The sequence below is a fragment of the Variovorax sp. P4_D9 genome (assembly GCF_056401695.1).
Genome location: NZ_JBFUIU010000198.1, coordinates 1 through 12,891 on the forward strand (window position 1 = coordinate 1; position 12,891 = coordinate 12,891).

Annotated in this window: 13 protein-coding genes and 1 pseudogene; 6 read left to right on the forward strand and 8 right to left on the reverse strand. The window is 65.0% G+C overall.

Annotated elements, in window-relative coordinates:
* Nucleotides 1–376 precede the first annotated feature (376 nt).
* Together AC1DY5_RS21335 and AC1DY5_RS21340 are read right to left on the reverse strand one after the other, a co-directional pair.
* A complete protein-coding gene (locus AC1DY5_RS21335) occupies nucleotides 377–2,260 on the reverse strand; it encodes a potassium transporter Kup (protein ID WP_478114529.1) in 1,884 nt (627 codons plus the stop codon).
* A gap of 254 nt (nucleotides 2,261–2,514) precedes the next feature.
* Nucleotides 2,515–3,035 (reverse strand): annotated as a pseudogene (locus tag AC1DY5_RS21340) (HAD-IC family P-type ATPase); the annotation flags it as partial.
* Here AC1DY5_RS21340 and AC1DY5_RS21345 point away from each other — a divergent pair.
* Nucleotides 3,010–3,258: a hypothetical protein gene (locus tag AC1DY5_RS21345; protein ID WP_478114550.1), complete on the forward strand. Its 249-nt coding sequence runs from the start codon at nucleotides 3,010–3,012 to the stop codon at nucleotides 3,256–3,258. The pseudogene AC1DY5_RS21340 and the gene AC1DY5_RS21345 sit on opposite strands and share 26 nt — an antisense overlap.
* 249 nt (nucleotides 3,259–3,507) lie before the next feature.
* On the opposite strand, the gene AC1DY5_RS21350 is transcribed toward AC1DY5_RS21345, so the two are convergent.
* From AC1DY5_RS21350 to AC1DY5_RS21370, 5 genes are all read right to left on the reverse strand, one after another.
* The gene (locus AC1DY5_RS21350; RefSeq protein WP_478114531.1) at nucleotides 3,508–4,509 is read right to left on the reverse strand and encodes a Bug family tripartite tricarboxylate transporter substrate binding protein; all 1,002 of its coding nucleotides are present in this window, start codon (nucleotides 4,507–4,509) and stop codon (nucleotides 3,508–3,510) included.
* A gap of 209 nt (nucleotides 4,510–4,718) precedes the next feature.
* Nucleotides 4,719–5,300: an RBBP9/YdeN family alpha/beta hydrolase gene (locus AC1DY5_RS21355; protein WP_478114532.1), complete on the reverse strand. Its 582-nt coding sequence runs from the start codon at nucleotides 5,298–5,300 to the stop codon at nucleotides 4,719–4,721.
* Nucleotides 5,301–5,302: 2 nt separating this feature from the next.
* Nucleotides 5,303–6,361, reverse strand: coding sequence for a beta-keto acid cleavage family enzyme (locus AC1DY5_RS21360; RefSeq protein ID WP_478114534.1), 1,059 nt, complete (start codon nucleotides 6,359–6,361; stop codon nucleotides 5,303–5,305).
* A gap of 49 nt (nucleotides 6,362–6,410) precedes the next feature.
* Complete coding sequence (locus AC1DY5_RS21365) at nucleotides 6,411–7,319, reverse strand: TauD/TfdA dioxygenase family protein (protein WP_478114536.1); 909 nt, start codon at nucleotides 7,317–7,319, stop codon at nucleotides 6,411–6,413.
* 316 nt (nucleotides 7,320–7,635) lie between these two features.
* Nucleotides 7,636–8,697: an IS4 family transposase gene (locus AC1DY5_RS21370; RefSeq protein WP_478114537.1), complete on the reverse strand. Its 1,062-nt coding sequence runs from the start codon at nucleotides 8,695–8,697 to the stop codon at nucleotides 7,636–7,638.
* 58 nt (nucleotides 8,698–8,755) lie between these two features.
* Between AC1DY5_RS21370 and AC1DY5_RS21375 the strand changes: the two genes are divergently transcribed.
* Nucleotides 8,756–9,052, forward strand: coding sequence for a DMT family transporter (locus AC1DY5_RS21375; protein WP_478114539.1), 297 nt, complete (start codon nucleotides 8,756–8,758; stop codon nucleotides 9,050–9,052).
* A gap of 34 nt (nucleotides 9,053–9,086) precedes the next feature.
* Here the strand turns inward: AC1DY5_RS21375 and AC1DY5_RS21380 are convergent, their stop codons facing one another.
* Entirely contained in the window at nucleotides 9,087–10,340 is a 1,254-nt protein-coding gene (locus AC1DY5_RS21380) for a porin (RefSeq protein WP_478114548.1), read from the reverse strand.
* 268 nt (nucleotides 10,341–10,608) lie between these two features.
* On the opposite strand from AC1DY5_RS21380, the gene AC1DY5_RS21385 reads away from it, so the two are divergent.
* From AC1DY5_RS21385 to AC1DY5_RS21400, 4 genes are all read left to right on the forward strand, one after another.
* Nucleotides 10,609–10,782 carry a hypothetical protein gene (locus AC1DY5_RS21385; RefSeq protein WP_478114541.1) on the forward strand — a complete coding sequence of 58 codons (174 nt, stop codon included), beginning with the start codon at nucleotides 10,609–10,611 and terminating at the stop codon, nucleotides 10,780–10,782.
* Nucleotides 10,783–10,932: 150 nt separating this feature from the next.
* Complete coding sequence (locus AC1DY5_RS21390) at nucleotides 10,933–11,055, forward strand: hypothetical protein (protein ID WP_478114543.1); 123 nt, start codon at nucleotides 10,933–10,935, stop codon at nucleotides 11,053–11,055.
* A gap of 25 nt (nucleotides 11,056–11,080) precedes the next feature.
* Nucleotides 11,081–11,251, forward strand: a complete 171-nt coding sequence (locus AC1DY5_RS21395) for a hypothetical protein (protein WP_478114544.1) — start codon at nucleotides 11,081–11,083, stop codon at nucleotides 11,249–11,251.
* A gap of 381 nt (nucleotides 11,252–11,632) precedes the next feature.
* Nucleotides 11,633–12,891: DUF3300 domain-containing protein (locus tag AC1DY5_RS21400; RefSeq protein WP_478114546.1), on the forward strand; the 1,259-nt coding region annotated here is incomplete at its 3' end.

A 12,891-nucleotide genomic window follows, 5' to 3' on the forward strand; every position in this document is an offset into this window, starting at 1 on the left:
GAGCAAACAAGGTCTTGCCGATGTGCACACGTACTCCCCGAGGCTGTCAGACCCAGAAAAGTACGCCATTCCTCGCCATCGAAGTTCAAATCGGCACCAAACAAAATCGGCCTGCAGCCCGCGCCAGTGCTGGATTTCAGCCTCGGCGCTGATCATTTAACCGGACAGTAGTGGTTCGGCCTATATAGGAACGGCTCGCACGGGGGCCTATTTTTTCGTCGCTCCGCTTTATTTTTGCTCCTAACAGAGCGCCACTGACACCAGCATGTCGCTGGAGCATAGCCATGAATATGACCATAATTCGCATCACCAGCGCGCGCATGCATGGGGTTTCAAAAGAAGTCTGGACTGGCCTCAACGCGTTCCGCTGTTCGGGTCAAATCTCGATTTTGTTCCCGATCTCGATGACCTGCCCGGGCGGCAAGTAGAAGTAATCTCCGGCGGTGCGCGCATGGCGCACCATCGCGGCAAAAAGGCGCTCGCGCCACAGCATCATGCCTGCGCCCGGCGTCGCTATCACGGCCGAGCGGCTGACCAGGAACCACGTTTCCGAAGGCGAAAAGGCAAGACCTCGGTGCCGGCAAAGTTCCAGTGCGCGGGTTACGTCCGGGCGATCCATGAAGCCGAAACACACGATCACACGATGGAAGCCGTGGGCAAGCGATTCCATCTCTATCCGCTGCTCCGGAGCGACACGCGGCACCTCACGAATGGTCACGGTGAGCAACACGACCCGCTCGTGCAAGATCTTGTTGCATGCGAGGTTGCGGAGTAACGCACCTGGAACGGCACCCGCGTTGCCGGCCATGAAGATTGCGGTCCCACGCACCCGGAGCGGCGGGTTCTGCTCCAGGGAACTGAAAAACGACGTGACCGACGTACCCGTCAGCTTCTGTTTCGCCATGGCCAATTCGCGGCCGCGGTGCCATGTCGTCATCGCCGTAAAAACGATCGCGCCGAGCGCGAGCGGGAACCAGCCGCCGTCGGCAATCTTGAGCAGACTCGACGAAAAAAACACTGCGTCGATGAGAATGAAGAAAACCGTGGCGGCAACGCTCAGGAACAGGTTGTAGCCCCAGGCAAATCGCACCACAAAAAACGTGAGAACGGTTGTCACCAGCATCGTGCCGGTCACCGCGACGCCATAAGCCGAGGCCAGCCGCGTGGAGGAACCGAACCCGATGATGGCGGCCAGGATCACGGCCAGAAGAATCCAGTTCGCGCCGGCGACGTAGATCTGGCCAATTTCCTCCGCCGAGGTCTGCGTGACGTTCATGCGCGGAAGGTAGTCGAGCTGGATCGCCTGTTTGGTCAAGGAGTAGGTGCCCGAGATCGTCGCCTGCGAGGCAATCACCGTTGCGGCAGCCGCGAGTGCCACCATCGGATACAGCGCCCATGCGGGCGCCAGCAGGTAGAACGGGTTGTCGATCGCCTGCGGGTCCGTGATGAGCAGCGCGCCCTGCCCGAAGTAATTCAACACCAGCGCCGGAAAAACAAGCCCGAACCAGGCAATCCGGATGGGCGTTTTGCCGAAATGGCCCATGTCTGCATATAGCGCTTCAGCGCCGGTAAATGCGAGAAGCACCGCACCGAGCACGACGAACGAAGCCCAGCCGTGCTGGGTGAGAAACACCAGCGCATGCACTGGATTCAGCGCCGACAGAACCTGCGGAGCGCGCGCGATGCCGCCAATGCCGAACGCGGCAATGGCGATGAACCAGAGCACCGCGATCGGGCCAAACAGCGCGCCCACCAGCGACGTGCCCTGGCGTTGCAGCGCGAACAGACCGATGACGATGCCGATTGCAATCGGCACCACATACGGCTTGAACGCGACGGTGCCGATCTCCAGACCCTCGACCGCCGAAAGCACCGAGATCGCGGGCGTAAGCACCGCGTCGCCATAGAACAAGGATGCGCCGAATATGCCGAGCACCATTAGGGGCGTCCGCCATTGCGGGCGATTTTTGACCGCCGAAGACGCTAGCGCCAGCAGCGCCATGATGCCGCCTTCGCCCCTGTTGTCGGCGCGCATGATCAGGATGACGTATTTGAGCGAAACCACGATCATCAAGGACCAGAAAATCGTCGACAGCCCACCGAGCACATTGGCGGTGTCGAGTGGAATTCCGTGCGCCGGATTGAAGGTTTCCTTGGCGGCGTACAACGGGCTCGTCCCTATGTCTCCATAGACGACGCCGAGCGCGGCCAGCGTGAGTCCTGTCAGTGGCCGCTTGACACCATAGTTCGGACTTGCCATTTGCCCCTCCAGCGCAGAAGAAGTTTCACCGGAACGCCAATTTGGATGAGGTTTGCGGATCGACCCTTCGCCCGGTCGGGCCGGTGCCGCATCCGCGAACGACACGCCCGCGGCACTGGCGTACCGAACGTTCGAATCTCGGAAGCCGCCCAAGGAAAGATAGGGGAAAAAGCCGTAGGAACCGTAAAAAAGTCGTAAAGAGTTCGACCTGCTGGCAGCAGGCCCGCCAGCAGGCAGTCAATGGCTCGATGCCGACGCGGCATGACCAGGCGTTCCACCGCCGGCAGGAGAGCGAAGTACGTGGCCACGTCGTTGGCGGTGGTCAACGCGCCGCGCGTCATCAGCAGCTCCATGCCGGTCTCCATGATCTCGAGCAGCTTCGCCTGATGGGAGTCGAGGGTCGACATGTTGCCGCCTCGCGCGTGGCCTGGTGCCCCTGCGTATCGGCCACCGCCACGTCGGCCTGTGCCAACATGGGCGCGTCGTTGGTGCCGCCCATTACCGCGATCAGGCGGCGCCCGGCCTGCTCGCGGCGGATCAGCGCCAGCTTGTCCTCGGCCATGACTTCGGCCAGGAAGTCGGCCTCGACCGCGATGGCAGCGGCCGTCACCGTGCTGTCGCCAGTGATCATCACGGTCTGAACGCCCCATGCGGCCCAGCGCCGCACGCTCGCGGATGCCGGTCCTAACGATGTCCTTCAGTTCGCCGATGCCCAGCACCTCCCGCGACCCTGGCACACCGCCAGCGGCGTGCTGCCGCTGCGCGCGACCTCGTCGGCCCGCGCGGATCAAGCGGCGATCACCCGCAGCGACGGCCCCGGCGAGGCCTCCAGCGGCCAGCCCTCACGGTGCGAGCTGCACGGTTGTCTGGTGGGAGAGACACGAACCTGGATCTCGCACGAGCCGCGCCACCCGAAGTTGCAGCCCCTGGACCCGCAGCCCCGCAGCATTTCCATCTATGCCCGCGTGTCCACGTTTCTGGACTTGCTCGCGCCATGACGCATGGGACAAAAAGTGACAAGCCAATCGGGCGTCCCCCAGTCGGTGAAGCCGTTGACGAGCGCATCCGCGTACTGCGATCACAGGAACTCGGCATGCGCATGTGACCACGGCGGCTTGATTCAGGGTCCGGACGTGTCGCTTTCCATTGCCTTCAAGAGCAACCCATTTGCATTTGCCGGTGGCCAGTGAGCGCGGGCGAACGCCGCCAGAGCGGCCGCCCGCACGGGCCGGCGGGGGCCATGGGCCTCACTCGGGCTTGAAGTCGATCGACTTGAGCACCTCGCCTACGCGCTGGTAGTCGGCGCTCAGCGACTTGCTCAGTTCCTCGGGCGTGCGCGACGACACGGCCTCCAGGCCCAGATCCAGCAGGCGCTCGCGCACTGCGGGCTGCGCCAGCACCTTCAGCACGGCCTCGCGGATGCTGTTCTGCATCGCGGCGGGCACGTCGGGCTTGACCCACAGGCCCATCCACGCCACGGTCTCCAGCTGCGGGTAGCCGAGTTCGGCGAAGGTCGGCACCTCGGGCAGTAGCGGCGAACGCTTGGGCGTGCTCACCGCGAAGGCCTTGACCTTGCCCGACTTGATCATCGGCAGCGAGGTCGCCATACCGTCGAACATGAGCGGCACGTGGCCGCCCATCACGTCGGTCAGCGCCGGCGTGGAGCCCTTGTAGCCGACATGGGTCATGTCGATGCCGGCGGCCTTGTTGAGCTGCAGGCCGATCACGTGCGAGACCGTTCCGGGCGTGTAGGAGGCGTAGCTGACCTTGCCAGGGTTGGTCTTGACCCAGCTCATCAGCTCGCCGAAGTTCTTCGCCGGCACCCCGGGTCCACCCACCATCACCAGGCCGCCGCGGCCGAGCTCGACCAGGGGCTTGATCTCCTTGGACATGTCGTTGCGCATCTTAATGATGTGCGGAATCTCGCTGACCAGCGAATTGACGCCCACCAGAACCGTGTAGCCGTCATGCGGGGCCTGCGACAGGTCGTTCACGGCCAGCACGCCGCCGGCGCCCGGCTTCGGGTCCACCACTACCGCCTGCCCGCTCTCCTTCGCGAGCCCGTCGGCCACCAGGCGCGCGATGATGTCCGCCGAGGCGCCCGCGGGCCCGGCCGCGACGACGCGCACCATCTTGTCGGGCCACTTCGCGGCCGGAGCCGCGTTCTGAGCCTGCGCCAGGCCGGCGAGGCCGAGCAGCGAGAGCAGAGAAGCCTGGGCGATGCGCCGCCGTGTCAGATTCGTTTTCATGTTCGATTTCCTATGTTTTCAATTCAGTTGCTCCGCCGTGCTCTGCGCATCCACTGCGCATGAAGCCGGCCGGAATTTCGGGGAGCACCGGAGAACCGGCTTTGCCGGGCCGCCGGTGTTGCCCCCGGAGAGGGGGTTGCGGCCACACGAAGTGGGTGAGCCTGGGTGTGAGCTTCATCCCCAACGCAGCGGCGCAGCTGTGCGGGTGCTCATAGCGCCGCCAGCTCGGCGATGAACTGCTCGGCCTGCGGCCACTCGCCAAAGCCCGAGGCCGGGTTCAGGTGGCCGACCTCGCCGAGCTCGACCAGGCGGCTGCCCCAGGCCCGGCCCAGCTCGACCACGCGCGCGTGCCGGCCCAGCGGGTCGTTGCGGCTCACCGCCGTGATGCTCGGGAATGGCAGCGGGTCGCGCGGCACGGGCAGCCAGCCGCCGGCGCGCAGGTCCGCCAGCGTCGGGTAGCCCTCGGGCATCGCTTCCTCGAAGTCCGGCGGCGCGGCCAGCAGCGCGCCCCAGACGGCGCGCCGGGTCTGGCGCGCCCAGTGGGCGACCATCACGCAGCCGCCGCTGTGCGCCACGAGGATCACCGGGCCGTCGATGGCCTGCGCCGCGCGCTCGATCGCGGCGACCTTGGTCGCGCAGTCGAGATCGGCGCGGCCCATCGGCGGCACCGTGCGCACCTTGCGGCCTTGGGCTTGCAGGTCCGCGGCYAGCAGMGTCTGCCAGTGCGCGTCCACCTGGTCGCGCAATCCGGGGACGATGAGGACCGTCGGGAAGGAGGAAGCACCGTTCATCGTCACGCCACCTTGCGCARGTAGCCTTGCTGGCGTCCCTTGGGGTTGGGCGCGAAGCCGTTGGCGGCCAGGGTCTCCTCGACGGTGTCGTAGAAGACGCCGATCTTGCAGATCTCGCGCGCTTCCTTGCCGGTGGCCACTTCGCGGCCGAACTCGCGCGCGATGCGCACCAGCTGCTCGATCTGCTTGACCGTCGACATCTTCTCGGTGCGCGACTGGTTCCACAGGTTGTCCTCGATGCCGCAGCGCACGTGCAGGCCCATGGCCATGCCCATCATGTTGATCGGCAGCACGTTGCGCATGCTGCTTTCCACCGTCAGCATGGAGCCGTCGGGAATCGCGCGCAGGAAGTTGGCCAGGTTGTAGATGTTGGGCGCGTCCATGCCGCCGCTGATCGCCACCCAGTTCATCACCAGCGGTCCCTTGTACACGCCGCGGCGGATCAGGCGCTCCACCGTCTCGTAGCTGTTGATGTTGTAGAACTGGAAGGCGCTCTGGATGCCGGCGGCGCTCAGGCGGCGCACATGCTCGTCGATGAAGCCGGGCCCGGAGGGCACGATCATCTCGCGGTASGCCGCGTTGTTCGCCGGCTCGGCCAGCGAGGTGCCGGCGATGTCCTCGGCCTCCATGTGCTCCAGCACGTTCATCTGCGTCGTGTTGACGGTGACCGTGACCTGGTCGGGCTTCGGGTCGAGCTCGGCCAGCATGTGSCGCGTGTCGTCCTTCAGCCACTTCGCGGACGAGCCATCGGTCTCAGGGGCGAAGGAGATCGATCCGCCCACTTGGATGACCATGTCCGGCACGGCCTTGCGCACGCCGGCRATCAGCTCGTTGAACWTSGARAGGCGCTTGGAGCCCTTGCCGTCGAGCTCGCGCACGTGCAGGTGCAGCGCCGTGGCGCCGGCGTTGTAGCAGTCGACCGCCTTCTGCACCTGTTGCTCCATGGTGACCGCGATGTCCTGCGGGAAGTCGGAAGGCACCCACTCGGGGCCGTAGGGCGCGGCGGTGATGACCAGCTTGTCCTGGTTCTCGGGGAACAGCGATCCGTCGAGGAAGTTCATGTTCGTCCTCCTGTTGCGTGAAAAATGAGTTGAGAGCGGGCGGGTGGCTTCAGAACGTCGCTTCGCCGATGATCCCGGCGCGTTCCATCTTGCGGTGGCACGGCGGGTAGTCCATCACCGCGTAGTGCTGGGTGGAACGGTTGTCCCACATGGCCATGCTGTTCGGCTGCCAGCGCCAGCGAACTTGGAACTCGGGTACGAAGGCTTGGCTGATCAGGTACTGCAGCAGCTGGCTGGCGCCGGGCGCGTGGTCCTGGCCGAAACGCACGTTATCCGCCGTGTGGAAGTTGGTGAAGTGCGTGGTGAAGGCATTGACGAACAGGATCTTTTCGCCGGTCTCAGGATGCGTGCGCACCACCGGGTGCTCGGCATCCGGGAACTGGGCATGCAGCGCCAGGCGCTTTTCGACCGGCATCGCCGCGCCGAAGCTGGCCTCGATGCTGTGGCGGGCGCGCAGGCCGGCAATCTGCGTCTTGATGTGCTCGGGCAGGCGCTCGTAGGCCAGGGCCATGTTGACCCACATCGTGTCGCCTCCCACCGGCGGGCATTCGACGCAGCGCAGCACGCAGCCGAAGGGCGGCTTCTCGCGCCAGGTGGCGTCGGTGTGCCACGCGTTCTCGTAGCGGTCGTTCGGGCTGTCGGGCGACTTGTAGATGCGCACCAGGCCGGGGTTGTCGGCGTCGCTGCCAGCAACAGGGTGATCTTCCAACTCGCCGAAGTGGCGCGCGAAAGCCACGTGCTCGGCGCGCGTGATGTCCTGGTCGCGGAAGAAGAGCACGCGGTGCTTCAGCAGCAGCGCGCGGATCTCGGCCACCATGGCGCTGTCGCGCGAGGCGACGCCGAGGTTGACGCCGCTCAGAAGCGCGCCGATGCTGCAGGTCAGCGGTTCGACCTTGATCGAGTCGGCCAGTGCGCCGGCGCGCACGAAGGCCGGTGCTGCGGAAAGGGTGGTGCCCATGGTGTGTCTCCGGCGTTACTCAGCAACTGGAATCATGCGCCCTTTGATGAGCAGAATCCAGGGTGGCGATGCGCAACAGACCAACAATACTGTTCGTTTAGCCTATGAATGACCTGAACGGCGCGGTATGTGGGAGTCGGCGGGCCTGGGTCGGGGTCCAGGCGGCCCGATGATCTCGGGAGTGCAATCAAGGGGCATGCGCGTCGGCGCGTGGTGATCGAATGATGCGTAAGGCGAGTGGCGCCGCTTGACCATCCGCGGCGAGCGCTTGTTCAGCGTTCGCGTGGCGCGGATCCGGGCGCTGGCTTCGAGCAGTTCATTGAACCATCGTCGTCGACGCCTCGGGCTCGCTGGGGGGAAATGCCCCGGAGCGGGGCTGTGCGCGGCGAAGCAGCTGCACATGCCCTGTGAAGGACAGCTCGGCATGCGGTATTCGATGCCGCGTGGCACCCTGATGCAGCAGCCAGCGCACCGAGTATTGCGCCAGCACCCAGCCAGAGAACTCCTGGCGCACGAGCTCCGCGGTCTTGCTGCGCAGCACGCGCCGACTCTGCCGCAGGTGCGTCTTGAGCTCGTCGAACACGCCCTCGATCTCCCAGCGCTGGTGGTACACCGCTGCCACTTCCAACGCCGGGGCGATCTGCGGGTCCAGCAACGTGGTCAACAGCCGGTAGCGCTGTTCTGCATCGGCCGGTCCCGGCAAGGCGTATTCGATGACGCGCACCACGATGGCTTGGCTCATCGCGTCGCTGCGACTCACGCCGGTGGGATGGATGGCACTGAGGTACGAACCATCGTCGCGCATGCGATGGACGGGCAACTGGCGGTTGCCAACGCAGCGCCAGAGCAACTGCGCCCCGGTGGCTTGCGCCTGCTGCCAGTGCTCGAAGCCATTGAACCCCCGGTCGGCCATGCACAGCATGCCTGGCCCCAGCCGGGGCAAGAGGGGCTGGAACAGCTCCCACTCGCCGCTGCGATAGGGCCCCAGGTTGGCGCCCAGGATCGCATGCGTGGCGCACTCCACCAGGACCATGCATCGTGCCTGCGGGTAGCCAGCGCGGCCGATTCGGCTGCCCGGGTAGCCGAAATGCGCCGCGTTCTGCGCCTCGTCAGGCAGCTCGAAGGTACTGCCGTCGATGGCGACCAACCTCAACCCCACATAGAACGCCTGGGGATGCGCCTGGGCGTCGGCCAGGGCCACGCAGCAGCGCTCGACCAATTCGCCCATCGGCACCGCGCCGATCTTGCTGCGCAAGCCGCTGATCGAGAATTTGGTCACCCGAGGCGGCTCCGCGGCGCCGGCGGCCCAAGCCAAGCCCTGCGACACGGCGTCGAACACTTCCTCGTAGGCTGCCTCGGGGTACAGGCTCAGTGCCATGCAGTAGTACGCCCCAGCCACTGCCCGGAAAGCTGCGCACGCGCTGCGAGTTGCAGCCGTGGGCGTCCAGCACAGTGTTGACCACCTCGGCAGGCACCACCCGCGCCAGCAGGCTGGCGCTCAGAAAATCAGCCCGCTGCCCAGGACCGCCTTGGTTCTCGCCATGCTCGACCCCGTCGTTGCGACGTCAGATTTTCTCTATCCGAACAGTATTGGTCTGGCCCAGTATGGCGCTGCGGTCACTGCGGTGCTTGGCATGGTGATGCTGGGCGACTCCGCTGCGCCAATGAGGATCTTCTGCATTGCTCTCACCTTGTCAGGCGTTGTCGGACGCAAACTGGTCTCTGGAGATTGAAGGTGACTGCTTGTTGCAGGCAGGCGGAATCGTGTCAGAAGGCGTGACGGATGCCCAGGTCATAACCCACCGATTTGTTCGGCACGGCAATGCCGATACCGCCGGGGACCGGGCCCGTGAAGAAGAGCGGCGAGCCGGTCACGGTCAGCGCAGCGCCGTCATGGTCTCTGAGGTACGCGGTGGTCGCGTAGAGCGCCGTGCGCTTCGACAGGTTGTACACGTAGCCGAGCGCGAACTGGTCGGCCTTCGGCTGCGACGCGAAGATGCCGGCCGGGAGGTTGTTGTACCTCACCTCGGCGTACGAAACGCGGATCAAGCCAGCACCGATCGGCACGGTCGCGCCGATCAGGCCACCATTGGCGCCCGGCTTGGTTCTGCCGAAAGGATTGAACGCGTTGACGGCCAGTTGGGTGTCCTGCTTGTTGTTGGAGTATTCACCGAACAGCTTGACCACGCCGAAGTCATACGAAGCGCCGAGGTTCCACGTTTCAAGCGCGGTCGTCGAGCCGAGGTAGAAGTTCGAACCGATCGTGCTTTCACCGTAGGCCAGGGCGACATCCAGCGGACCGTTGGCGTAGCCGAAGCGACCACCAATGTAGCGACCGACGCGCGAGTTGTCGGCAACGGCGCTCAGCGCCGGATTGGCGACGATGGCAGCAATGCCGGGAGGCGTCAGGCCGCCCGGATCGTAGCTGATCTTTTCGTTGAACGCGTACATGATCTGGCCGTAGAAGCCACCCAGGTTCGGCGGCAGGAAGTAGCCGACCGAGTTGCTGGTGCGCACGTAGTTCGGATTCGCCTGGAAGCCGCTGTTCGGCACGCCAAGGGCGACACCGCCGCTGGCGGTCGCGATTAGGTTGGTGCCTACGCCGTTGGTGCCGAACGGATCGAAAATATTGTCGTTCCAGAACGTCGGAGAGTAGTCGCGACCGAGGCGCACTTCACCGAAGGCGCCAGACAGGCTCACCGTCGAACGACGGTTGAAGCTCAAGGCGCCCGACGCAGCGCCAGCGCCAGTGTCGGTATTGAAGCCGGCTTCAATCCAGAAGTTGGCGGCCAGGCCGCCGCCGAGATCTTCCGTGCCGCGAAGGCCCAGACGAGTGCCGTTGTAGCCCGAGCTCGTCACCGCCGTCTGGGTCTTGTCGACGCTCGCGCCCAGCAGCGTCTCCGACCGGTTCTTGTAGCCGCTGACTGCAGCGTCGACCACACCGAACAGTGTGACGGAAGACTGCGCCGACGCAGCGCCGACAGCTGCCAGGCCCGCCAGCGCAAACAGACATTTTTTCATTGCAACCCCCGAAAGGCCTTGGTGTTCAGACAATAACCAGGGGTGACTCTCAACCAGTTTTGAAGATAGAGCAAGGCCTTCGGCATGGTGTGTTGCCATTTCGCCATGGAATCGATCGATGGTCAGCTTGGGTGTGCTACTCAAAGCCAATTTCACTCGCATGCGGAAGCATCACACCATCGGCGAACTCTGCGGTTCGGAGACAGCATACGAACGGCAGTTCCCGCTGGAGGCTGTGTAGAAAGGCGCTGTGGCTGCCGAGTCGAAGATGGTTTCGCCGACCAACCGGTTCTTCGGCGAGGTGCAGTACTTCATGGACGAGAACGACTCGAACAGCCCGACCCCGAACAACGGCGACGGCTATGCCGCACGCGTCGGCTATGCGAGCGGCCCCATTCGCCGTGGCGGTCTCGACGGGGTTGACGCAGTACGCCGGGAGTGAGACGACGGGCGACATCCCAGTCGTCAATGTCGGCGCATCCTACGATTTCGGCAGCGTCAAAGTGACCCCGGCTATATCCAGGACAAGGTCGAACAGATCTTCCCCGTCAAAGGCACGGGCTACATCGTCGGATGTCTACAACTTCTCGAAGTGGTGGCCACCTACGCGCATCTGCGCAACAAGGGCGGATCGTCTTACTCGCTGGATGGCTCGATGACGTTGCCCGATCGCAGCTCGAGTGACGACGACATCGGCTTGAAGCACAGCTTCTAGCGGCGCCGTGCGAAGGACTTCAGGAATGAAATTGCTCGCAGTGTCGATGGCGCTGGCTGTCCCCGTGCTGGCTGCGGCGTCCGGAGCGCAGACGACGAATCCGGACGACGCGGCCGTCGCCCGGGCAATGTGGATGAACGAACACGCCGAAGCAACGCGGGGTCCGCAACTGGGAGAGGGAAACCCGATCTCGTAGCCCATACTCCGCCGAGGAACGCGCGGCGGCCTATGCCGCTCACAGGGGCAGAGCCCCGCGGACGCCAGACCAGCGCAGCCCGCCGACGCTGCGCCGAAGAAAGCCGTACCGACATGGCGAAGCGACGAGCGCGCCGCTGCTCGTGCAGCCCAAAATGCGGAAGCCGCGAGGGCCAACAAGGCCGGGGAGATCAAGTCCAGGGCGAGATGAGCAACTGATGCCCCGCCACGGTCGGGAGCAAGGGGGTGAATGGACAGATACGTGTTCGATCTCTTGTGCGATCCCGCCTGACCCTTCAGACTTCCGCCTGGATTTTGTAACTAAATTCTTGCCGTCAGCAAGCGGCAGCACGCTCACCATCGACAACGCGTTGGACACCCCATGACCTGCAGACCCCTGAAGCAACTGTCGCTCTCGTTCCACATCACCCTCATACTGTCGATGCTGATCGCGAGCTGCGCCGCGCCGGTTCACCAGGCAGTGCCCATCGGAGCGGTACCGCTTCAATCGGCTCCGGCCGCGGCCGCACCCATGCCGATCGCATCGTCAACGTTCGATCAAGCGCAGTTGGACCAGATGATGGCGCCGATCGCGCTGTATCCGGACTCGCTGCTGTCGCAAGTGCTGATGGCCGCGACCTACCCGGCCGATGTCGCCGACGCGGCCAAGTGGCTGAAGGCCCATCCCGACCAGAAGGGCGATGCGGCGCTGAAGGCGGTCGCGGATCAGCCTTGGGATCCCAGCGTGCAGTCGCTGGCGGCCTTCCCGCAGGTGCTGCAGACAATGGGCGACAAGCCAGACTGGGTGCAGAACCTCGGCGACGCCTTTCTCGCCTCGTCCAAGGACGTGCTCGACTCGGCGCAGCGGCTGCGCGCCAAGGCTCAGCAAACCGGCAGCCTGAAGAGCTCCGAGCAGCAGAAGGTCATCGTCGAGCAGGAACCGCAGACGCAGCAGACCGTGATCAAGATCGAGCCCGCGGATCCACAGGTGGTCTACGTACCGGCCTACAACCCCACCGTGGTGTACGGGGTGTGGCCCTATCCGGCCTATCCACCGTACTACTACCCGCCGCCGGCGTACTACTACCCGGGCGCGGCGCTCGCAACGGGGATTGCCTTTGGCGTCGGCGTCGCGGCCACTGCCGCGCTCTGGGGCAATTGCAACTGGGGCCGCGGGGATGTCAACATCAACGTGAACCGCTTCAACAGCGTGAACGCGAACCGACAGCTGAACGCCAGCCAGACGAATTTCCAGCACAACGCGGCCAACAGGCGCGGTGTGCCGTACCGCGATGCGCGCAGCCAGCAGCAGTTCGGCAAGAACGTGCCCGGTGCCAGTCAGCGCGCCGACTTCCGCGGGAATGACAGTGCACGCGATGCGCAACGTCAGCAGGCGCAATCGACGATGCAGCAGCGCGGCATGGACCCAGGCCAGGGGCGCGATGGAATGCGCAACGACCCTCGCGGTGGCATGGGGAGCTCCGATCGGGGCCAAGGGGGCTTCCAGCAGGTCCAGGGGCGCCCCAGCGACAGCGCGCTGCGCGGCGCAGGCAACGCCGGCCAGGAGCGCCAGCAGATGAGCCGCGGCGGCGCGAGCCGCCAGTCGATGGGGCATTACGGCGGTAGCGGCCGGGGCGGGGG